Source organism: Stieleria sedimenti (genome assembly GCF_025060895.1).
GTDB lineage: Bacteria > Planctomycetota > Planctomycetia > Pirellulales > Pirellulaceae > Stieleria > Stieleria sedimenti.
The window spans coordinates 1-22,850 of sequence record NZ_JANZKV010000225.1; the positions used below are offsets into that span (position 1 = coordinate 1).

Below are 22,850 nucleotides of genomic sequence, written 5' to 3' on the forward strand. Positions count from 1 at the left end.
AAGACCGTCGCTCCGGGCTTTCGAGGATGCATGCATCGATTCCGCTAACGTCAGTGAATGGATCGGTATGAAACAGGGAGGGCCGTTGCATGGACCGTGTCGGCCAACGGCCGTTGACAATCCCGTCACCACCTCTGTCCCACTTTGGGTTCGCCCTCGACCACCAGGTAACGATGGCCCGTTCGGATTGTATCAAAGTCTTGCACCAACCCCGACGGCCACTGCACTTGCAGACGGACAATCGCATCGGGTTGTGTCTTGGGAAACGCGAATTGGATGACGGGTTCGTCACTGCAAAAATAGCCGTCTCCGGCGGTCACCCATTCGACGAATCGGGTGTCGTCGACCGTCAACGAGAGTTTTGCGCCGATGGCATCGCGTTCGCTGGTCGTCCCGATCAGTTCGATTTGAATCCACTCACCCTCGGCACGCGTTTCGTCATGCAGCAGCGCGACCGGTTGGTCGAGATGTCCGACCAGGAAATCGGTCGCGCCGTCGCGATCGTAGTCCAGCATGGCGATCGTCCGGCCCAGGTACGTGTGGTCCCAGTATCCGGATTCGTCGTCTACATCGGCGAGTGTCAAACCGCGGCCATCGGACATCAGCACTTGCGGTGCCATCTGATACGGTTCCCCCTGATCTCGCACGTCAAAGATATGTCCGTTGGTGACAATGAAATCCAGAAAGCCGTTTCGATCAAAGTCGACGGCCTTGGTCCCGAATCCGACGTAGGGATTGGTCGCCGCGGCAAGTCCGTATCGAACGCTGTAGTCGGTGAAATCTCCCGATTCGTTTTGCAGATACAGGTTGGCCGGTTCGAGCGAGTAGTTGGCGATCTGCAGATCGAGTCTGCCGTCGCGATTGAAGTCCCCCGTCGCGATCCCCATGCAGCCGTTGGCCGCACCGCTGAATCCGTTGGCCAGCCCGTTGGTGTCGGCCACGTTGACGAACGAGTTCTGGCCGTTTTGGACCAACAAATGATTCGGCCGCACGTCGATCCCGACGAACACCTCGTTCTTTCCGTCGGATCGGAAATCCGTCACGACAAGTCCCAGCGAGGTGCCGGGGCTTGCGATCGACCGAGTGATTTCATGAAGCCGAAATTCACCGTTGCCCAAGTTTTCGAACCAACGATCGGATTCGGGATAGTGCGACAGCGGAGTGGGTGAGATCCATTTGCCATCCGGTCCTTTTTTGGGCAGCGCGAAACCGCCTTCCATTTCGATGTAATTGGATTCGAACAGGTCCGGCAGTCGGTCGCCGTTGAGATCCGCGATGGCGACCGACGCGGTGAATCGATCTGGAAACGTTCCCAGACCTGACGTCTGCTCACGAAAGGTTCCGTCACCGTTATTGATCAGCAAGCGGTTGTGCCCCAGGCTGCCCAGGAACAGATCGGGAAAGCCGTCTTGATTGACGTCGCCGGCGGCCAGCCCGGAGGAGTAGTGAAAGTCTTCTGCATTGGCGGCGGCGGTCTGGTTGGTAAATCCCGAGACCTCGTGACGGTGAAGTTCATTAGAACGTGTGCATTGATCGGTCGGCGGGTCGCCCGAACCTTGTGCGAGGTAAACATCGGGCCGACCATCCAGGTCGTAGTCCAGCACCGCGATCCCGCCGCCGAGCGATTCATGGATAGGAATGGTGGCCAGGTCGATTTCCACGTCCTTGTACCATTGGAAATTCAATCCCAACTCGCCGGCTCGATTGACCAGACGCGGCGTGGCCGCGACTGGGCGTGCCGGTGCCGACGTCCGAGGTTGTTCTGCCGGCGTACCGACCAAGAGTTTTTCGAGTTGCGATGTCAATTCGAAATCCGCCGGAGCGAGCCCCAGCAACGAGACTTCGGTCGTCATGTCCGCCAGCGACGGGTCTTGCAAGAGCTGGGCGCGCTGCTGGGAGACCATTTGCCGAGGCCCGATCGCGTCGGCGGGCAACAGGGTCGAGGTCCAGCCGAGTGTCTCAAAGGGGCGTCCCAATTCCATCAGGTAGCGCGCCAATTGCGTTCGTTTTTCCTTGTTCGCCGACGCCTCGCCCACCTCCTTGGCCAGGCGTTCGGTTTGCGCGATCTCCACGCCCCGATTTCGAAACTGCGCGCTGTCGTCCGGACGGTCGAGTGCCGCCAGGACTTTCCCCAGACGCTGATAACAAACTCGGTCGGTCGGATCGCGGGTGATCGATTCCAGCAGCGCGGCGGCGGCGGCTTCGTGAGCGCGGCTGTCGATCAGAAACGTCCCCAGGGCGGACCAGTAATCACTGAACTGTTTGGCATCCGGCGCAAGACTCGCGTGCCATTGCTGGAACGCCTCCCATCGTTGGGTCTCGGCCAACAGCCGTCCGTAGAACGCTTGGGCGGCCACACTTTCAAAACCGTCGCGGCTTTGGTCGGCGAGTTGCTCGAGGGCGCGGTCATGCTGTTGCAGGCTAAAGTACCAGCGGGCTTTTCCCAGTCCCGGCGCGAATTGGTTTTCCGGCGGTTGTCCTTTGGCCAGCAGGACCTTCATTAGATCGGGTGTCGGAAAAGCTAGACGACGCCCGATTAAGGAGAACAGTTCCGGCTCGCTGGCCAAGCCCAAACGGCAGAGCGTCAGGGCTTGATCGCAAGCTTCCTGGCGGCGGCCGACAAAGTTCAACAGCCGCCAGGCTTCGTGACGCCAGCGCGGTTGGTCCTGTTTGGTCTGAAGTGCTTCGAGCAGTGTGTCGGCGGCCTGCGAAGGGCGTCCCAGCTTGGCCAGAACTTGATAACGCAGGTCGATGACGGCGGGCCAGACGGACGAACCGGCGTCGACCGAGCGAGCGATCTCGACGGCCGTTTCGAGGTTGCCCCGTGCCGCCTCGACCTGAGCGGTCAGTGCCTTGGCATCGTCATTATCGCCGTGACGAATCATCAGGGCATAAAGCGATTGCGCAGCCGCGTCGTGATCGCCGCTTTCGGCTAACGCACGCACGTCCTGCAATGCAGATTGCAGGTCCGCGGCATTGCCCGCAACCTTGCCCGCAGCGGCGGATGCCTGATCCGGATCACGATTGACGCCCGGATTGGAATCACGCCGGCAACCCACCAGCAGCAAGAACACCGCGAGGGTGAAGATCGAAGCAAAAATCCGCTCGGACACGTTTGAAAAATCAGTAGGGGTTGCCGCTTGCTGACGCTAAACGGCTAAGGGTCGACGGAGTTTGAGTGTGGCGTAAGCTTCCAGCTTGCGATCTGCTCGACGCAAGCTGGAAGCTTACGCCACTTTTTGTTCCGACAATCGTAGGTGACAAACCCGTACAAAAAAACCTCGCCCGCGGACTACACGGACGAGGTGTCTGGTTCAGCAGAATCGTTCAACGGCTTGTCGATAATCCGTTTACGACACTACTGGTTCAACTGTTCTTCGATGGTTTCCTTGGAAGCCCGGCTGCCGAGAGAACCCCACAGACCATACACACTTTTCTTGCCGGTCTTGTAAAGGGCACCGGGCGCTGCCGGCGAATCCCAGGCACCATTGGTGGGCGAGTTCTGGTTGCCGGACTCGACCGAATCGGTCATGAAGATCACCGCACCGTCGCCCATCAGGATGTGGGCACCGCCTTGGTGGCGGCTACTCGGCGGAGCCGAACCGACGTTATCGTGCCAGCCGTTGAAGCAGACTTCCGAGTTCGGCGGTCGAATGGTGTTGACCATCGTCATGCCCATCGAGGCCCACGCCCAGTTCATGCCACGACCGTTGGTGTTTTCGGCAACCCGTGGGTCAGAACCGGTGTACAGCGACGTGCAAACGCTGGCGTCGTCACACCAGAACATTGGTGAATCGGGCTGAAGCTGATTCGCTTCAACACAGTGCATTGGGTTCTTTTCGACAACCCAGCCCCCATTGTTAATTGAGATCGAACCGCGTTTGTCTCCGTCGCCCAAATCGGTCACGATTTCGGCCATTGCGATCGTGTTGGACAATCCGTCCAACACATCACGGAACTTGGTCGCCTTTTTGCGTGAGAAGTATCCGCGATCGACGGCGCTAAACCAAATCGGACGCCAATCATCTGGCGGCGGAGCCAAGTTGCCTTCTTTGGGGCCATTGTCCCAAACCTGGCTGAAGGAGTCACCGACGCAAGCGGCGTAGTTGGTTCGTCCACGTCCGGGACGTCCGGTACCCGGGTCGCTGGGACAGCGAAGGGTGGGAATTTCCGTCGCCCAGGGAATGAATCGGTCGGTTTGGTCACCGCGGTCGTGCCGTGGGTTGGGCCCCATCGGAGACCACAGACCGGTCGGCGTGTTCGGTGTCGAACCGTCCGTTGTCGCAGATCCACCCGAGGTGATCTGGTCCCAGATCGGTTGCTGCTCCATGAACGGAGTCAGACCGACCATTGCGCTGAGTTCTTCGTTGTTGGTGGTCACCGAGCCTTCCCACCAAGAACCGACTCGCGTTCCTCCCGAATTGTGCCCAAGCCCGGTTCCGCCGTTGTTGACGGGGTTTTGCTTGTAGGCGGAGTGATAGTTCTGCAACGCCAAGCCGATTTGCTTGAAATTGTTGCTGCAGCTCATACGACGTGCGGCTTCGCGAGCCGCTTGGACTGCCGGAAGCAGCAAGCCCACGAGAATACCAATAATGGCAATAACGACCAGCAGTTCCACAAGCGTGAAACCACTCGTCAACGATTTCCGACGAACCATTTACGGTCTCCTGGAAAAGAGAAAGAGAAAGAGGAAAGGGATGATCAAATGACACTAACTGCGTGTAGAGAAGCCTACTTTACCCCTATCTCGCGAAATCTGGGTGAACAATTCGACCGCTATTGTTCGTAATTCGCGGAAAAACTGGCAAATTAGCGGACCATAAACCACCCTACAGAGTGGCGGGTTCTTCGCATTCAGCGCCACTCCTGCAGCGAATCAATGCAGTCGCGCGCTCGCGTGACCGATCAGCTGCGAAGAGAAAACGCGACCGGTTCTGAGTCATGAACAGCGGCGTCAAGACGGCCCATCGAATGAATCGGCCGAACATCGATTGACTTCCGCCGTGATCGAGCAAGCGTGGGGGCGTCCCCATCGCCATGAGATTAACAAGCGCCGTGAGATCAACAACGGTTGACACGGCCGCTGTCTTGGGGGCTACCACAGGCGTTGTTGGCAAAAAAGACCAAGACAGCGTGACGACGAAACCGCGTGCCTACTTGCTTTTTGGAGCAGTCGCCCTGGACGACCCGCCTTTACGCATCATTTCTTCGTATTGACGTTGCTGGTCGGCAGTCATTGCGCCGTCGTCCTCGGTAACCGGTTCAATCACGGTTGGAGAGCCCGAACCACAACCGACCAGCGCAGGGACGGACAAACCGATCAGCGCCACAAGGACAAGCAAATTCTTCATTTTAATTCCCTGATGAAAATAGATGGCCAATGAATGCCTGGTAGGAAAGAAAGACCTGCGATGCACAAGAAGCATCTGGACATCGCCGTCAGCACGGCACAGTATAATCGTGCACACGCCTTCACCGCTCAGTCTAAGACCCCATAATCCTCCCGTAAAGGAACTTTGATTCACAAAGCCCTGGCTCAAGGGGGTGGGTGCTGGAGCCCCCGAATCCTGGTGCAGATCTGGCTCGGCGGAAAGGACCGCTCCGTCGCCGCACCATCAGTGGTCCGTCAATTCAGTGGTCCGTCAATTGTGAAACTTGCGGTGCGTGCCCCGAAATGGCACGGGCAAGCGTAAGTGTTGGTGTGCAGGCTTTCGCCCAATACCGCTAAGTTAACATGAATGAGGGGGCCCGGACGCTGGCGCGAACCGGCTGATGTCAAACGAATATCAGCCGTTTGGCGCGAGCCTACGGGGCCTCATCTGAAGATACGACGCTTAACTTAGCGGTATTGGGCTTTCGCCGCCCGGTGTCGCTGCTCCGCGGCGAGTAGAGACGCCTGAAAGGCTGGACACCACCGGTTGCTGAATCCCTGCTGCTGATTTCGGGACGCCGACTCGATCGACAGGCCTCTAGAACCCAGCGTGGGCGGCGCCGTGAAGCTCGGCGAGTTCCGCGTCCGTTAGCCCCGCGATCCTGTCGGGATCAAACAGATGGTCGCGGGTCAGATGCGTTCGAAAGGTCATGCCACTGACGAGCGCCTCTTGGATCTCCACTTTCGCAAGCCAGATCCTGATTTCCCGGGTCGTCAGACTGCGCAGCCACTCGCTCGGTGGTCGACCGTGACGGCCGCGCCGCTCGTCGCTTGAACGCCCGGCGTCAGGTCGTGAGCGGTCGCCGAATTCCACCGGCATCGTCTCGGGGTCTTGGATTTCAAACACCATGTCGGCCAGCGACGGTGCGATCGCAACCTTTCGGTCTTGCCATGAATCGATCGCAGCCAAGGGGCGTTTCAAGCGTTTGCGATCGGCCGGGATCAAGATCACGTCGGGCACCAGGCTTTCGTCGAGGTACCCGGTTTGTCCGGTGTAGGCTCGACCCGTTTCCCGATGGATGGGGAAGGTCACGCCGGTGGTTTTCCAAACCCCATGGACGAGGTTCTCACGTTCATACCAACGCCAGGACGCGTTGTGCCCGATCGACCAGTGTTCGGCGAGCGACTCTCTGACGACCCCATCGGACGGACTTGGATGGATCGGAAGCAGGTCGATTCCATCGCTTCCGGCAATCGACGTCGACACCGCGGCCAGATCATCAAGCGCGCCGGCGGTGATCCGCTCGCCGAGCGAGAGCATTCCGAAGCCGAGCCAAAAGGCAAAGCGTCGTCGAGAGGTGATGCCGGTGGTGGAGTTCATCAGGGGAGGCCTGTGCCAAGACAAACCGGGGCGACAAATCGCCCCGTTGAGGGAACGCTGTGAAGGATTCGTCGGAAACGGTCGTCAAGCGGCACGCGCGGAGGCATTCACCACGGGTGGGTGACGTCCGCAATGAACTGACCGCTACAACCGCTGTGACCTGACGGGGAATCAACGACGAGTGCGGTGTTCCAATCGGCAGCCCGCGAACCGTTCGGTTGCACCGTGAAAGACCGGAGGGCTCGCGCCCTACCGCTAATAAAAAACACAGCGTTTGGCGTCAAAGCGAGTGGCATTGGGTTTTCGCCGCTGGATTGGGACCAGACGACAGGCTGATCGCGGCGGGCAAGCAGGCCGGACGGCCTGATACAATGCAGCGTTGTCCATCAGACGCTGTCGAATTCCCAGGAGTCCGTTTTGAATCGCATCCCCGTCGCGGCCGTGCTGATCGTCTTGGTCGCGCTCGGCAGCATGGTATCCAGGCAGGTCCCACCCGCCGTCGCCCCCGCGGTACAGGCGTCCGAGCCGACGTATGTCGGTCGCGAGGTGTGCTTGGAATGCCACGGCGAGAACTTTCAGTTGCACAGCCACCATGGCCACGCGACGACCTTTCGCAGCACCAAGGATCCCGAGGTCGCCAGTCAGTTCGTCGGCAAGTCGTATGACGCCGGGGAACCGTTCGGCACCTACACCTACCACGCCGACGAGCAAGGCTTGTTCGTCCGCATCCCCGAGAAGTTCGGAGATCAGCCGTTTCGCCTGGAGTACGCGCTCGGTCACAAGTCGATGACGCTGCTGTCCTTGTTGCCCGACCCGGACGAAGGAACGGTGGCGTTGGAGCATCGGGTGTCCTGGATGGCGGCGGCCAACGAGTTGGGCAAAACACCCGGCCAGCATGACGGCACGCCGAAAACGGCGGCGGAGCTTTTCGGTCATCGTCATGCAGGTCGAATCATGCACAAGTGCGTGTATTGCCATGTCACGACCGGCGAGATCGTCGACCAGCAAATTGTCGACCTGACCCCCAACGTGAACTGCGAGAAATGCCATGGGCCGGCGAGCGAACATGTTCGTCAAGCACGAGCCATGAAAACACCTCCGCCGTTCTCCGTCGGGCGTGCCGATTGGGATGCCGAATCGGAGCTGCAACTGTGTGGCGACTGCCATCGGATGCCGCGTGACATTTCGCGAAAGCAATTGCGTGAGTACCCGGATCTGTTGGCGCGTTTTCAACCCGTCGGTCTGCTTCGCAGCGAGTGTTTCGTGCAATCCGGCGGACAATTGAAGTGCACGACGTGCCACAATCCTCATCAAACCATTTCAGCAACGACTCCGCTGGAACACGAACAAAACTGCCTCGCCTGTCATGCTGAGATGTCAGAGACCGACCAGGCCGCTGCGGCGCATGTGGTCTGCCCGGTTTCACCGACAACGGGATGCATCGATTGTCATATGCCGGCGCTAAAATTGGACGGCTTGGGCGGCGGCTTTCACGACCATTGGATCCGCGTGCGCGACGACAAATGAAATCAACATCAAACCTTGCCGCCGGTCTGCTGTTCGTCACCGTGTTGCTGTTCGTCGGCTGCCGCAACGATTCGGCGACGATGGAAACTGGCCAGACAAGTTCCAAGCCTACAGCGGACGCGCCGAGCGTCCCAGACGTTGTGTCCTCGCCTGACTTGACCGACAGAGTTCCTGAAATCGATCGATCGCCTCTTGAGCCGACGCGCGATCCGGCGAGTGAGTCGACACCGGCGACGGTTGCCGCGGACGAACCGCAGTTGGCGGCTGAGGACTTGCATGACGCGGCATTGACGGCGCTCGAATCGGGTGATTTGGATCGCGCGTTTGCGTTTGCCCGCAAGGCGACGTCGACGGCACCGGACGATCCGCAATCCACGTTCTTGATGGCGCGGGTGCTGGCCGAACGCAATCGTTTTCCCGAAGCCGTCAAGATGCTCGATGACTTGTTGGTCGAGCTGCCCGACGCCCGATTGCCCATCTACGGTCAGACCGCGGATTGGTTGGTCCTGCAAGGCCGCTATGACGAAGCGGAAAAACGCTACCGTGAGATTTTGAAGGAAGTCCCCGACGCCAGCATGGCTCAACGGCCCCTGGCACAACTGCTGTTGCGTCAGGGGCGTCGATTTGAAGCGGCCACGTACCTTCGTCAGTTGTGTCAAAGCGGTGTCGTCGAACCCTCCAACCTCAGGTCGCTGTTGCGACTGGCCTATCCGTTTGCCGCAGACGCCGACACCGACGAACTGGAACCGATCGGTCCGCTGGGCCGAGCGAGAGTTGAAGTCAGCCGAGGCAATTGGCAAGACGCGTTGCAGACGCTCAAGCAGACCGACTCGAACGATCCTGATCTGGATGCGCTCGTCGGACGCATTCACGCTCAGTCGCACAATCAAGGACAGGACAGCGAAGCACTCACCCGATGGGCACAATCGGCGCTGCCGACGCAGAACGATGCGCCGGATTACTGGTTCGCGATTGCCACCCATCATGCCGATCAGGGTGAGCATCAAGAAGCGGTCCGCTGTCTTTGCAACGTCATCACGCGCGACCCGACCGATGAAGCGTCCTATCGGATGATGGCTGAATCGCTCAACGCGTTGGAACTCGATGACCGAGCGGCCGAAGCATCCCGCCGCGCCGAGTTGATCGCCGAGACACATCGGATCGGCGAGCAAATGGCTTCCGATCAAGACGTCGACCTCGACCAGGTGTCGCGTTTGGCCGAGTTATTGGACGAACTTTCTCGTCCATTGGAGGCGTTGGGGTGGCGGACGGTACGGGTCGCGCTGGAACGTTCGCGCGGGACGCTGTCCGCCCAGGATGCATCGCAAGCGATTGCGCAAATCAATCGCGACCGCTTGCAGCGTCTGCAGTCCGGCGTGGCGGAGTCGACCGAAGCCTTCGATGCATTTCTGTGCAGAGACCCCGAGGGGACAAACACCGAACGATAAAATCGGACGATCGATGACTTCAACAAATGGCTTCCGATTAACAGTCATCGAGCGTCTCCGACTCGGGTAAGATGGATGGCATGCGAGAGGAGACCGGAATCCAGCCGAACGCCGGCGTGTCGGAGGACGACGGGGGCGTCGACGAGTTCCTGCGCCGCGCGCCGGCGGCATTGGTCAGCTTGATCGTCCATTTGGTCGTGCTGATCTGTCTGGCATTGCTCAGCTATCGCATCGAAGTCAACGAACCGTTTGTGATCGAAATCGGTGAACCGAACGATCAGAAGCCGCCCGAAATCCAGTCGATCGTGATCGACAAGATCGAACTGGACGTCGAACCGGTCAGGGAAGACGTCGTCTCCGTGCCGATCGAATTGGACGCCATTGAGATCCAGGGGACAAACGTCCAGCCAGACGTCAACGTGGAAGTGATGTTCAACGCCGCGCTGAAGGGCTATTCGCGGGCCTTCTCCAACCGGATTCGTGATGCGCAACTCAACGGCATCGACATCGCGGTGGTGTTTGATAGCACGGGCAGCATGAAAAGTGAAATCCATGCGGTCAAACAGCGGATCAGCCAGATCGGCACGGTCGTCTTGGAAAAGATCCCCAAGGCGAGATTCTCGCTGGCGACCTATCGGGATTTGAACGAAGCCTATGTCGTCCGCGGCATTGAACTGGGGGGCGACGTGAAAAAGGTGCAACATTTCGTCAACGCCGCGGACGCTCAGGGTGGCGGCGACCACCCCGAAGCCGTTCAAGCCGGGATGGCTTGGGCGCTTCAGACCAACCGGTTTCGCCCCGAAGCTCAGAAAGTGATGCTGGTCTTTGGTGACGCCCCGCCACATCGGTCCGACGTGCAAACTTGTCTGGATCTGGCCAAGGAGTTCCACGGCTATGACAAGGGACGCGTTTACACCGTGACGTGCCGCAGCGCCACGCCGTTGCCCGAGTTTTATCTGATCGCCCAGGCCGGCGGCGGCGAAGCGTTTGTGATGAAAGACAGCGAACAGTTGATGGAGTATCTGTTGGTGATGGCGTTCGGCCCCGAACACCGCGAACAGGTGTTGAAGTTCTTTCAGATCCGAAACACCGATTCTCGGCGGCGTCCGGGGGATCGCCGATCACGCCGCCGCGGTCGGATTTAGGCAGTTTCACAAGCTCTCTTTTCAGCGGCGGCCAGATTTTGGTACAGACCGTCGGTTGATGGACGAGGGCGGTTGCGGTTCGAGTGGGCAAGACGTTTGCAGGTGTGATCCAAAATGAGAGTTTTGTACGAGGGCGCGATCTTCCAGATTCTGCGTTGGGGCGGTGTGGCCCGTTACTTCAGCGAGCTGATCCACCACCTGCCAACCGATTGTCAGCCGACGGTCGTGGGTCCGGCCGATGACGCGCCTGAACTATCCAACCCGCAATTGAGCTATTGCGGGGTGCAAACGGAGCCGTCGGTTTCCTGGCTGAGAAAACTGACGCGTGACCGCATGCAGCGGCTGATCACCCGGCGATTCGACGCCATCGATGCCGACGTGGAGCATTGGACGTATTACAGCGGCTTGTGTCGCCGCGAGATTCGGCGCGGCGACCGTCCGTTGGTCGCGACGATTTTGGACTTTGTTCACGAGGCCGTTCCGTCGCTCGATCCGACCGGCAAACACATTGCCCTGAAATACGATGCGATTGCAGCGGCGGATCATTTGATATGCATTTCTCAGGCGACCCACGACGAACTGTGTGAACGCTTTCCCGATTGTCGCGGCAAGGCGTCGGTGATTCCGCTCGGGACGTCTCTGTCGGACATCGCGCCCGCGGCGCTGCCGGATGCCTTGACGGACACGCCCTACGTGTTGTTCGTGGGTCGTCGCAACAGTTACAAAAACTTTGAAGTCGTCTGGAACGCGTGGAAACGACTACGCGGCACATTGCCCGAGGAAGCCAAGCTGGTCGTGGTGGGACCGCCGATGAAACGTCGCGAGGCGGCGCAGTTGGAATGGCGGGATGACGGTTCGGCCATTTTGATGCCGAATGTTCCCGATGCGTTGCTGAGGACGCTGTACGAGCATGCCCGCGGATTCTTGTTTCCGTCCCGCGCCGAGGGGTTCGGATTGCCGTCGCTGGAAGCGATGTCAGCGGGCACACCCGTGATGGTTTCCGATCTGCCGGTGATGCGTGAAGTGGTCGGCCAGTGCGGTTACTACTTTGATCCCGACGATGTCGAAATGGTTGCCCAGATGATGCGTTCGGCGTTGACCGATTCGTTGCCGATGCAGCAGCAGATCGTGCGGGCGGCGCGACAGCGGGCGGAGAGTTTCACCTGGCAGACCACGGCACAGCGCACGGCGGCGGTCTATCGTGGATTGGTGGAGAACGCCAAGCCGTCGAGCGACAGATTGTTGTGTGCGGTTTAGCTCGACTCTCATCCGCAAAACCTTCTCACCGGTCTGCAACAGAAACAATGACGATGGACTGTCTGGTATGTCGCCACAATGCCGATTCGTTCGCCCACGCGACGATTCTTGGCAAATACGAAATTGAATACTTCCGCTGTCGGGATTGCCACTTCATCCAGACCGAACAACCGTATTGGTTGGAGGAGGCCTACGGTGACGCCATCATTGCTTCCGACGTCGGGCTGATCGCACGCAACGAACGGTTCGCTCGGATCACCGATCTGCTGCTGCGATTCATTTATCCCAAGGCCTTTCACTGCCTGGACTATGGCGGCGGCTACGGGATGTTCACGCGAATGATGCGAGACCGCGGACACCATTTCCTGCATCGTGACCCGTACTGCCAAAACCTGTTTGCCGCGGGGTTGGAAGCCGAATCGTGCGCCAACGGATTCGATTTCTTGACAGCGTTTGAGGTTTTCGAACACTTTGAAAACCCGCACAAAGAACTGCAACGGATGGATGCGACGGCCGATCACTGGCTGATCTCCACCGAGCCGGTTCCCGATCCCGCCCCGCAACCCGATCAGTGGTGGTACTACGTCTTGGACGGCGGCCAACACATCAGTCTGTGGTCCAAGCGGGCGTTACAGACCGTCGCGGCGCACTACGGTCGTCAACTGGTTTCCTATCGCGGGATACACCTGATGAGTCAATCCAAGGTCAACCCGTTGTGGGTCACCCAGATCTTGAGAGACAAAGCCAGCCGAGTCCTGGCCCCATTGCGACGGCGAAGGTCCTTGTTGCAAGACGACTTTCAACGGGCCGTCGCCACGGTACGTCGCGCGGCGTAAGGCTTTATCCGCTTTCAATTTTCGGGTTGCGTTTGGCGAGCGGAATCGATGCGATGAGGCCCGGGCATGAAACCCGAGGCATTGTGTCGGCCCGCCGATCTTTGGGAGTCGAGCAGCTTGGGAAGTTTGGATTGCACCACTGAGATCAAAACGCGGTTGCCAGCCGATCGCCGCTGAGCCGCGGCCAGTGAGTTGGAGAAGCGGACCGTTGGGGGCGTTTAGCTTGGGCGTTGCATGCCCTGCTTCACGACGATTGCAGTCGGCTGCCATTCAGTCGGCGTTGATTTCGTTGATCAGTTTGCGGAGCTTGCCGAGGCTGCGACGGTTGAAGTGAAACACCAGCCGCGGCAGACCGGCCAGATCCGGTTCACCGGATTCTTCGGCCAGGGCCTTGGATTGCTCGAAGCGTCCGTCCACCAGGATGCCGGCATACTCGCTCTGGATCTTTTCCATCTTTTCGTCCGGCAGACTTTCCTTGAGCCGGAAAACCAGGCGGTCGCGGACGTAACGCATGCTGTGGTAGCGGCGATAAAACCCGAGGATTTCGTCGATCGCCGCGTCCACGTCATTGGTGATCCGGTAGAGTGCGACGTCGTCGGGGCTGATCATGCCGCCGCCGAGCAATTGCTTGTCGATGAACTTTCCCAGATCGCTCCAGTAGCTTCCCTGCGGATGGTCCAGCAACACCAGCGGAAGCATCGTCTGCTTTCCGGTTTGCATCAACGTCAACGTTTCCAGGGCTTCATCGAGCGTGCCGAATCCACCGGCACAGCAGACCACGGCACTGCATTCCTTGACGAACATCAACTTTCGTGTGAAGAAGTACTTCATCGTCACGAGCTTGGGATCACCCTCGATCACGTCGTTGGCGCCCTGTTCAAAGGGCAGCATGATGTTCAGCCCCATCGAGGCTTCTTTGCCGGCACCGACGTGACCGGCTTCCATGATGCCGCCCCCGGCGCCGGTGATCACCATCCAGCCATGTTCGGCCATTCGCCGCCCGAGTTCGACCGCCGACTGGTAGTCGGGGTGGTCGGGTTGGGTGCGGGCGGAACCGAAAATCGTCACCTTTCGACGGCGGCGGTAGGGCCGAAACACCTTGAAGGCATAACGCAGTTCCAGCAGTGTCCGGGACAGGATCTTCAGGTCACCGCGGGACGTCCGGTCTTTCTCCAGCCGGGCAATCGTCGCACGCATCTCGTCAAACAGATCCGAGCTTTCGACCGCCGGGACGGGCGAAATCGGTTCGTCGGCCGGTTGCGGTCGTTCGAGTTCGCATTCACCGATCGCCTCGGGCGGTAAGTGTTCCGGATCCGTTGGATTGGGTTGCATCTGCGTTTATCCGTCAAACATGGGGAAGGCTAAAAAGCCGGCTCACGCGGCCACTCCGCTCTCGGTTTGTTCGTCGTCATCCTCGTCGTCGCTGTCGGCGCGGACCGATAGCAGTTTGGCGATCAGGATTGCCAGTGGGGCGGCGCCGAAACTGAGCAACGCGCCCATCTTCACCGAGTCCTGTGTCGCCCCGGGGATCTTGAAGGCGGCCACCGAAACGAACAACGCGACGGTGAACCCGATGCCGGCAACCATACCGAGGGTGACGACATGGCGATAATCCATTCCGGCCGGTTTCTGCAACCGAAACCCTTTTTCGGCCAACAACGTCATCGCCGTGATCCCCACGGGCTTACCGAGCAGCAGTCCGGCCAACACCAGCCAAGTCCCCGTCCCGACGCTGCTGAGCACGACGCCCGCATTGGCGAGTCCGAACAGGCCCAAAATACATTCGACGGGGGTTTTCCAGAAGTGCTCGAATTCGTTCAGCGTGTCGTTGCGCTGCAACTCCGCCTTGGCGAAGATCCCCAGGTCGGACGTCGCGGCGGGAAGCAGCGGAATGATCGGCACCAAACCCAAGGCGGGGTGGATGTGCGCCAGGTAGAACGAAAACCACGACAGCACCCCCGGTCCCAGAATGTAGAACCAGTGCGAATGAACCTTCAGTCTTCGTAGCAACCACGCCAACCCCATCGCGGTGGCGGTCAACAGCAACCAAATCGGTTCGATCGGCGCCGACGGATAAAAGATCGCCAGAATCATCAAGCCGGCCGCATCGTCTGCGATCGCCAACAACAGCAAGAAGGCGATCGCCGGGTGCCCGGCGCCAAAGATCAATCGGGCAACCAGGTAGCTGAACGCGATATCGGTTGCACACGGCACCGCCCATCCCTGTCCCAGTTCGGCTTGGGTTCCCGTCATGTAAGCACCGGCCAGATAAAACAGCGCCGGTCCGGCAATGCCGCCGAAGGTCGCCAGCAACGGCGTCGCCGCTTTCCGCGGATTGGACAGCGCCCCGCCAGGCAACAACGATTCCCAAACCTCTTTGGCCGCGATGGCAAAGAACAAGGCCATCAATACATCGTTGATCAAAAAACCGAGCGAATACCAATGGTGACCGCCTTCATCGTGACCTTCGCCATGGCCCTCTTCATCGGGTTCGCCCTCACCGGGCACGTTCTCACCGGGCACGTTCTCACCGGGCTTGTCTTCATGAGGCTCGTCTTCATGCGGCACGTTCGTCCCGGCGGCCGCTTGATCAGCCGGCGCGGATTCGCCGCCGCCCGGCACGGCGGTGTGATCGCCGATCGAAACGGGGCTGGGGGGGTGGTGTTCACCGCCGCCCCACAGATTTCGGACATCGTAGTGAATGAAATCCTGATAGCTGGAGCTGCCGCTTCGGTTGGCCAGATTGGCCCAGATCAAAGCTGCAACGGCTCCGATCACCAGCAGGAGAGAATTGTCGATCAGGAAGCGGATAACGCCGCCCTTTGAAGTTTGGTGCCCGGACATGGACCGTGCGTATCTCTGGTTTGGATAGTAGGAGGGGTGGTCTGCGATGGCGCGGCCGCCCAATGGCCGCCCAATGGCCGCCGACGGCAATCTGCGGAATGGTACCGATTGTGTTTCTGTTTGGTGACCCCAGGTGATCGGTAACATCGCAGTTGGCATCCCGCTTGGTTGGGTGAACCGCGTTTTTTGCGACCCTGAAACCGCCACGAGAACCATGCGAGGCCGTCCCGTGATCGATGATCAGCTTGAAAATCCGGTATTGGGCTACGTGGTGATCGCCGTCGCCGTGGTCGTCGGCATGCTTTCGGCGACCGTATTCGGCCAGGGACCAGGTCAAACGACCGTGGCGCATCCGAAAACCTGCGTCATCACCGACACGGTGGAAATCCATGAGGGCGATCATCGTGTTGCGGACAAATCGGGTGCGACACGTCCTTCCACCCCGGTGAATCGTCCGGGAACCTTTTCCCCGCGAGATCCGCGTCGCCGAGACGAAACGGTGCGCCGTTGGATTTTGGGCGTTCGTTCCACGCCGACGGCGGCGGGATGTGTGGTCACGGCCGTCCTGCCCGGCAGCGCCGCCGAACGTTGCGGGCTTGCCGTGGGGGACCGGATTCTGACCGTCGGCGGACAACAAGTGGGTTTGCTGGGAGATCGACTCATCCGCCTGGACCAAGCCATTGATTCGGCCTCGTCGCGACAGACCTGTCTGCTCGTTCAGCGCGGCGGTTCAGGCATGGTTCAGCCGCTGACGCCGATTTTGCAGACGCTCTATGAATGCTTGGGGCACTGAACGGCCCCCCCTCCATCGGGCAGCACGAGGTGGGGCAAGGGTGTTGGGGGGGAAGAGTTTTTCGATTGGCGTGATTTTGCCGGTACTGCGGTTCGTTTTGATCTTGCGGGACAAATGACCGGCCCACCCGCGCTTTCGCGTCTTCCCGAACGTGCCGATCAACCCCAACAGTCGGCTCGACCGATGCGAACGGTACAAGAGGCCCTGCCGGATTGACGCCGGTGGTCGCGACAAGCCTGACGGTCCCGGTCAACGAGCCACCCGATGCTGAATTTGAATTCCTATCCCGCACGTTCTGCCGACTCGGTCCCTTCGCCAGCGAGCGAAGATGGGCAACGAGCAGGACCGCCGACAGATCAAGCTGGCCGATCGCCCGCAGCGGTCGACGGCGAGCGATGGACGGCGGCCAGCGGACCGGCAGCCTGCCGGTCCCTGCTGGCTCGATTGATCATCGGGTTGGCGTCGATCGGTGCGTCAGGAGTGGTGTCGGCAGACCAGATCTACACAGGCAACGAAGCGTCGTATCGCGAACGCATGGCGCGATCGCAAGTTGACGCGGCGGTTGCGTTGGGAAACCTCGACGCGCTCGGTCGCATCGACAAAGCATCTCGACTGGATTCGCTCTACACAGCCATGATCGAAACCGAGCAGGCCCGGATCAAGCTGCGTCAGTCGATCGCGCGACGTGCCGCCGATCGACGGCATCGCGCAACGTCGGTGGACCATCCACCGACGGTCGGTGAGGATGCGACTGGTCGGCGTATTCAGATGACGGCTTTCCAAGACAATGACGCGTACCGACCGGGCGGCACGGCTCAGATCGCGACGTTGCTCCGCCCCAAGGCGTTCAGCCTGGAGGCTCCCCGCGAAACCGTTTCGCCAGGTCTCGGTGATCTGCGACAGGAGCCGCGACGGCAGGACCGATACGTCCCGCTGGTTGTGGTAACCCCGCCTTCGACCGAGTTGGAAGGGCAAACCGAGAGCCCCGCACTGGAGTCGGTGGCTGTCGACGAAACGCTGGCCAATCGGCAGAAGATCGTGATGGCGGCCGATCGGCTCGGCCACGCCGACGAAACGCAACCGCGGCGCAAACGCGATTCGCGATCGGCACCGTCGACCGACGACCCAAAAGAAACAAGTTTTTCAACGTTTCTGTCCGACACGCCTCCGGTCGCGCTGGTGTCCCCGCGGCCACCACGCTCTCCGCTTGCGTCGCCGCCGCCCCCCGCCGCACCGGTCGTGGCTTCGGCCCCGATCGACCCGAATCCCGAACCGAATGATTCGCGACCCGATCCGATTCGCCCAGCTCCCATGCGCCCCGGTCCCGTTTCCCCGGCCGCGGTGCCTGCCCGACCCGAACCGGAGCGTTCGCCTGCGGACGCCCCCGCGACAGCTCAGCTGGCCGCAACGGAGTCAGCGGAAGCGACGCCCGCCGGGGCACCGCGTCAGACGGCGTCGTCTCCGTCGCCGATGGCAACGATGCCGGCGGCGGCCGCCGCGCCCGATGCAGAGGTCGCGCTGCAATGGCCCTTCAAGGTGGGCGGACGTGAAACCCTGCCAACACCAGGAAACACGGACGACGTGACGCTCAGCGTAGACGACGTCGATGTTCGAACGGTCTTGGAAATGTTGGCCAAAGGCTACGGCATGAACATTCTGGTCGCTCCCGATGTTGAGGGCACGGTGACCGCCAATGTCGCAGGCCTGACCCCCGAGCAAACGCTCACCAGCATCGCCCGGATGTGCGGTCTGGCGATCCAGCGCGACGACAACGTGATCCTGATTTACCCGAAAAACAATCTGCCCATGGACTCACGCGAGCTGCGTGTGTTTTCGCTGGACTACGCCCGATCCGAAGATATCGAACCGACGGTCAACGGCCTGCTGTCACCGATCGGCAGCGTCTACAGTTCCAAGGCGGATGATCTGGACAATCGCAAAGGTCGCGAATCGATCGTGGTCGTCGACACGCCCGAAGTGCTGGAACAGGTGGAGCGGTACTTGATGCAGGCCGACCAGGCCCCGCTGCAGGTGATGATCGAAGCTCGCGTGATGGAGATCGAGCTGAAAGACGACATGGAGCACGGCGTCAACTTTGAAGCCCTCTTCGGCGGCGACTTTCGAGTGGGCGGATTTCGGTTGACCGACAACATCGCCACGTCGACCAGCCCGTTTTACTTTGGTGAGATCAGCGGCAGCGACTTGAAGGCCCTACTGACCCTGTTGGAAACGACGACCGACGCCAAAACCTTGGCCACGCCACGGGTGATGGTGGTCAACGGCCAGAATGCCAAGATTCAAGTCGGCCAACAACTCGGTTTTGCCGTCGCCACGGTCACGCAAACATCAACGATCCAAGATGTTCGTTATCTGGATACCGGTGTCGTGCTCAACGTCACGCCGACGATCAGCCGCGATCACCGAATCCTGCTGCAGGTCAAACCCAAAGTCAGTAGTGGTGAGATCAATCCCGACACCTTGCTGCCGGAAGAAACGACGCGTGAAGTGGAGACCTCGGTGTTGCTGGACAATCACCAAGGCATGATCGTCGGGGGGTTGATCCAGGAAGAAGACCGCGTGGTGATCAAAAAGCTGCCGTGGCTCGGTGACGTCAAACACGTCGGAAAGTTTTTCCAACGCCGCGAGACCTCACGGGCGCGTACCGAGATCATCGTGGCTCTGATCCCTCACATTATCGACCCGTGTCGAGACGGCCACTACAGCGAAGGCGATCCGATGCGAAATCAAATCGAGTGGGAACGGACGGAAAATCGCTTGTTCAACGGCCCGCTCAATCGCGAGTGCCGGCCCTGGGAAGCACGCCTGCCCGATGTGACCGCGGAGGGGGCCCTGCACCGTGACATCGACCGCCAGCGGAATCGGCATCCCTACTGCAAAGGCTGTGAGCCGATCAAAGGCAGTCTTCTGCCGATCCACTGACAGTCTAATTGTCGATCGCGTGACACCGGGGTACACTCCTGCGGTGGACACAGCGACTGCCGGGGATCGTTTCCCGCCCCGCCATTCGCATTGCCAAGCCCCCCGTACTGCACTGCCCTCGCCCCATCGAGATTTCCTGGATCACGAGATGAGTTCAAGCGTTAATTTGGAAACCCAAGACGCCGGCACGGTTCGTCTGACTTACGGTGACCAGGAGATCGAGCTCCCGGTCGTCGAAGGCTCCGAGGGGGAACGCGGAATCGATATCTCCGCACTCCGCGGCAGCACCGGGCTGGTCACCCTGGACGAAGGTTTCGTCAACACCGGCAGCACCCGCAGCGCGGTCACCTTCCTGGACGGCGAGAAAGGCATCCTGCGTTATCGCGGCTATCCGATCGAGGACCTGGCCGCCCACTGTGACTTCGTCGAAGTCGCCTACCTGCTGATTCATGGCGAATTGCCGAGCCCGGCGGAAGCCGCCAACTTTCGTAGCGGGATTCGCCACCACACGATGATCCACGAGGACATGCGGTCGTTCTACAACGGATTCCCGCGTGACGCCCACCCGATGGCCATCCTCAGCAGCGTCGTCGGCGCGCTGTCGACCTTTTATCAAGATTCGATGCAGGTCGATGATCCGGATCAAGTGGAGATCTCGATCTATCGACTGCTCGCGAAATTGCCGACCATCGCCGCCTACGCGTACAAGAAGTCGATCGGCCAGCCGTTCATGTATCCGAACAATGATTTGGATTACTGCGAAAACTTTTTGCACATGATGTTCGCCACCCCGGCCCACGATCACCTGGTCGATCCCGACTTTGCCGAAGCCCTGAACTTGCTGTTGATCGTCCACGCCGATCACGAACAGAACTGCAGCACCTCGACGGTCCGAATGGTCGGCAGCAGCAATGCCAACCTGTTCGCATCGATCTCTGCCGGCATCGGTGCCTTGTGGGGACCGCTGCACGGGGGTGCCAATGAAGCTTGCGTGAATATGCTGGAGCAAATCGCGGCCGATGGCGGCAACGTCAAAAAGTACGTCGATATGGCCAAAGACAAAAACAGCAGTTTCCGCTTGATGGGATTCGGCCACCGCGTCTACAAGAACTTTGACCCCCGCGCCCAGATCATCCGGGCCTGCTGCGATAAACTGCTCGCCAAACTGAACATCGACGACCCCTTGTTCCACGTCGCCCAAGAGCTGCAAGACGTGGCGCTGGAAGATGAATACTTCGTCGAACGGAAACTCTATCCGAACGTCGACTTTTATTCCGGCGTGATCTATCGGGCGATGGGGATTCCGGTCCAGATGTTTACCGTGCTGTTCTCCCTCGGGCGACTCCCCGGTTGGATCGCTCACTGGAAAGAGCTTCACGCCACGCCCGGAAAGCGAATTTATCGCCCCCGGCAAATCTACACCGGGCAAAACGAACGAACCGTCGTCCCGATTGAAAATCGCTAATCGATGACACTCGACTTCGCCGCCCTGTTCGACCAAGGGCTCTCGTACGATGCGTTCTTGGCCAAACACGGCAGCGAGGCCCAGCGGAACCGCTGGAGTGCGGTGCACTCGGAAGTTCGCCTCAGCGGGCCACAACGCGAACTGCTGGCGGGATTCGTCCGCGAGATGAAGGTTCTCGTCTCGGCCGGCGCCTGGTGCGGTGACTGTATCAATCAGTGCCCCGTGTTCGATCACTTCGCAGCCGCGAATGAGAACATCCGGGTGCGTTTCTTTGATCGAGACGAACACGGCGAGTTCGCCGAATCGATCTCGACCTGCGGCGCCCATCGCGTCCCGTCGGTCTTGTTTCTCAGCGAGGACAACTTCGTCTGCGGACGTTACGGCGATCGCACCCTGGCGACCTATCGACACATGGCGGCCATGCAGCTCGGCCCCAGTTGCCCGACCGGTATCGGCGCCGTCAACGTCGACCTGCTCCAAGCCGTCACCGCCGAATGGCTCGCCGAGTTCGAACGCATCCAATGGATGCTGCGATTGTCGGGACGTCTGCGCGAAAAATACGGCGATTGATTGTCAAACCTTTCCGGTTGTAAGCTTCGAACCGTCTGTCGGCATCTTCTTGCCGCCGAATCCGCTCCCCGAGCCCGCTGATCGACTGAATATTGCCGGCTCAGAACTCCGATTTTCTTTTCAGACCCTGTTCACCTACGCTTTACTGGAGTCTTCCAGTGCCGAAATTTCCGCGGCCCGCCCGCGTCTCGATTGTGATTCCGCTGCAGCGTGACGAGAAACTTTTCGAGGAAACGCTGCTCAGTGTTTTGGAAAATCAGACGGATGATTGCCAGATCATCGCGGTCCACAATGGGACGTATGCTGATCCCTTTGAACTGAGCGATGAGGTCAGTTTTGTCACCGCCCGATCGTCCAATTTGACCGACTTGGTGCGTGATGCGTTTGATGTCACGTCGGCCCCGTTCGTCCACGTTCTGGGTACCGGCATGCGGGCGCAGCCCGATTGGCTGGAGCACGCCCTGCAGGCCTTTGGCAACCCGCAAGTCGGAGCCGTGGCTCCGACGTTGATCGACCGAGCCGGCCGGCCCGTCGAAGGTGCCCATTGGGCGGATTCCCGCGGGCGATTCTGCCAAAGCCGCTCCGGGCGTGCGCCCGAAGGGACGCTCCGTGGTTTTTTTGTGAATGCCTTTTTCGTCCGCCGCCACCTGCTCGGCAATTTGCTCGATGCCGTCGCACCGGCGATGAGCGATCCGATCGCGGTCAGCTACGCGATGGGATGCCTGATGAAACGTGCCGGATGGAAATTCGCCTCGGCAGACGGTTGCTGCATTGAGGCGGAAGACGCGCTGGCAACGGCCGATGACTCGGACATGGCCCGCGGGCAATGCCTGGGCGCGATCCGCGATCGTGTGTTGCCCGGCGAGCCGGTCCCCGGAATGGCCGCGATGCTGCGAGAGGCGATTTGGGGTTCAAGTTCGGTGGGCGAGATGATCGGGATGATGCGCTATCGCAACAGCCTTTCGGCGGTCCGTCGCGCGATCGACCCCGACAGCGTCCCATCGGCCGACGACAGGGCCCATGTGGTCAACCTGCCCTCGTCCCAGACGCAGCTCCACAGGGATGCGGCGTAGCCCAGGCTGTGCCTGACGGCACGACGGCATGACGGCATGCGCGGCATCCCCGGGTGCTGCGTTGCAACTTCTCCTCAGGGTGGCGCGTTTGATCGGAAACGGGCATCCGTCACCAGGGGTTCAACAACCGTTGCTGTCTAGCCTTTAGGCGATTCCTTGTCGCTGCGACGCAGCGAACCCAGCGGCTAAAGCCCAATACC

At 60.1% G+C, this 22,850-nt stretch carries 16 protein-coding genes; 10 read left to right on the forward strand and 6 right to left on the reverse strand.

All coding sequences use genetic code 11. The features are described from left to right. Nucleotides 1-125: 125 nt before the first annotated feature. The 4 genes from NZK35_RS34785 to NZK35_RS26730 form a co-directional block, all read right to left on the reverse strand. Entirely contained in the window at nucleotides 126-3,113 is a 2,988-nt protein-coding gene (locus tag NZK35_RS34785; protein WP_259635578.1) for an FG-GAP-like repeat-containing protein, read from the reverse strand. A gap of 245 nt (nucleotides 3,114-3,358) precedes the next feature. Then, a complete protein-coding gene (locus NZK35_RS26720) occupies nucleotides 3,359-4,657 on the reverse strand; it encodes a DUF1559 domain-containing protein (protein WP_259635579.1) in 1,299 nt (432 codons plus the stop codon). Between the two features lie 496 nt (nucleotides 4,658-5,153). Continuing rightward, nucleotides 5,154-5,381 (reverse strand): hypothetical protein, encoded by a 228-nt coding sequence (locus NZK35_RS26725; protein ID WP_259635580.1) that lies wholly within the window; start codon nucleotides 5,379-5,381, stop codon nucleotides 5,154-5,156. Nucleotides 5,382-5,969: 588 nt separating this feature from the next. After that, entirely contained in the window at nucleotides 5,970-6,752 is a 783-nt protein-coding gene (locus NZK35_RS26730) for a hypothetical protein (protein WP_259635581.1), read from the reverse strand. Between the two features lie 417 nt (nucleotides 6,753-7,169). Between NZK35_RS26730 and NZK35_RS26735 the strand changes: the two genes are divergently transcribed. The 5 genes from NZK35_RS26735 to NZK35_RS26755 all read left to right on the forward strand — a co-directional run bounded on the left by NZK35_RS26735 (nucleotide 7,170) and on the right by NZK35_RS26755 (nucleotide 12,965). Next, nucleotides 7,170-8,279 (forward strand): multiheme c-type cytochrome, encoded by a 1,110-nt coding sequence (locus NZK35_RS26735; protein ID WP_259635582.1) that lies wholly within the window; start codon nucleotides 7,170-7,172, stop codon nucleotides 8,277-8,279. Further along, nucleotides 8,276-9,727, forward strand: a complete 1,452-nt coding sequence (locus tag NZK35_RS26740; RefSeq protein ID WP_259635583.1) for a tetratricopeptide repeat protein — start codon at nucleotides 8,276-8,278, stop codon at nucleotides 9,725-9,727. Before NZK35_RS26735 ends, NZK35_RS26740 begins: the two co-directional genes overlap by 4 nt. 80 nt (nucleotides 9,728-9,807) lie before the next feature. Then, on the forward strand, nucleotides 9,808-10,872 hold the full coding sequence (locus NZK35_RS26745) for a vWA domain-containing protein (RefSeq protein ID WP_259635584.1): 1,065 nt from the start codon (nucleotides 9,808-9,810) through the stop codon (nucleotides 10,870-10,872). A 114-nt stretch (nucleotides 10,873-10,986) separates the two neighbouring features. After that, nucleotides 10,987-12,129, forward strand: coding sequence for a glycosyltransferase family 4 protein (locus tag NZK35_RS26750; protein WP_259635585.1), 1,143 nt, complete (start codon nucleotides 10,987-10,989; stop codon nucleotides 12,127-12,129). Between the two features lie 53 nt (nucleotides 12,130-12,182). Then, entirely contained in the window at nucleotides 12,183-12,965 is a 783-nt protein-coding gene (locus tag NZK35_RS26755) for a class I SAM-dependent methyltransferase (protein ID WP_259635586.1), read from the forward strand. 270 nt (nucleotides 12,966-13,235) lie between these two features. On the opposite strand, the gene NZK35_RS26760 is transcribed toward NZK35_RS26755, so the two are convergent. Together NZK35_RS26760 and NZK35_RS26765 are read right to left on the reverse strand one after the other, a co-directional pair. Next, nucleotides 13,236-14,297 (reverse strand): LOG family protein, encoded by a 1,062-nt coding sequence (locus NZK35_RS26760; RefSeq protein ID WP_259635587.1) that lies wholly within the window; start codon nucleotides 14,295-14,297, stop codon nucleotides 13,236-13,238. Nucleotides 14,298-14,339: 42 nt separating this feature from the next. After that, the gene (locus tag NZK35_RS26765) at nucleotides 14,340-15,809 is read right to left on the reverse strand and encodes a Na+/H+ antiporter NhaA (RefSeq protein ID WP_259635588.1); all 1,470 of its coding nucleotides are present in this window, start codon (nucleotides 15,807-15,809) and stop codon (nucleotides 14,340-14,342) included. 214 nt (nucleotides 15,810-16,023) lie between these two features. On the opposite strand from NZK35_RS26765, the gene NZK35_RS26770 reads away from it, so the two are divergent. The 5 genes from NZK35_RS26770 to NZK35_RS26790 all read left to right on the forward strand — a co-directional run bounded on the left by NZK35_RS26770 (nucleotide 16,024) and on the right by NZK35_RS26790 (nucleotide 22,650). Continuing rightward, nucleotides 16,024-16,602, forward strand: a complete 579-nt coding sequence (locus NZK35_RS26770; RefSeq protein WP_259635589.1) for a PDZ domain-containing protein — start codon at nucleotides 16,024-16,026, stop codon at nucleotides 16,600-16,602. 264 nt (nucleotides 16,603-16,866) lie between these two features. Continuing rightward, nucleotides 16,867-19,542 carry a hypothetical protein gene (locus NZK35_RS26775; protein ID WP_259635590.1) on the forward strand — a complete coding sequence of 892 codons (2,676 nt, stop codon included), beginning with the start codon at nucleotides 16,867-16,869 and terminating at the stop codon, nucleotides 19,540-19,542. A 148-nt stretch (nucleotides 19,543-19,690) separates the two neighbouring features. Further along, nucleotides 19,691-21,007 (forward strand): citrate synthase, encoded by a 1,317-nt coding sequence (locus tag NZK35_RS26780; RefSeq protein WP_095738719.1) that lies wholly within the window; start codon nucleotides 19,691-19,693, stop codon nucleotides 21,005-21,007. A gap of 3 nt (nucleotides 21,008-21,010) precedes the next feature. Next, on the forward strand, nucleotides 21,011-21,577 hold the full coding sequence (locus tag NZK35_RS26785) for a thioredoxin family protein (protein ID WP_259635591.1): 567 nt from the start codon (nucleotides 21,011-21,013) through the stop codon (nucleotides 21,575-21,577). Between the two features lie 158 nt (nucleotides 21,578-21,735). Then, nucleotides 21,736-22,650, forward strand: a complete 915-nt coding sequence (locus tag NZK35_RS26790; protein WP_259635592.1) for a glycosyltransferase family protein — start codon at nucleotides 21,736-21,738, stop codon at nucleotides 22,648-22,650. The last annotated feature ends 200 nt before the right edge of the window (nucleotides 22,651-22,850 follow it).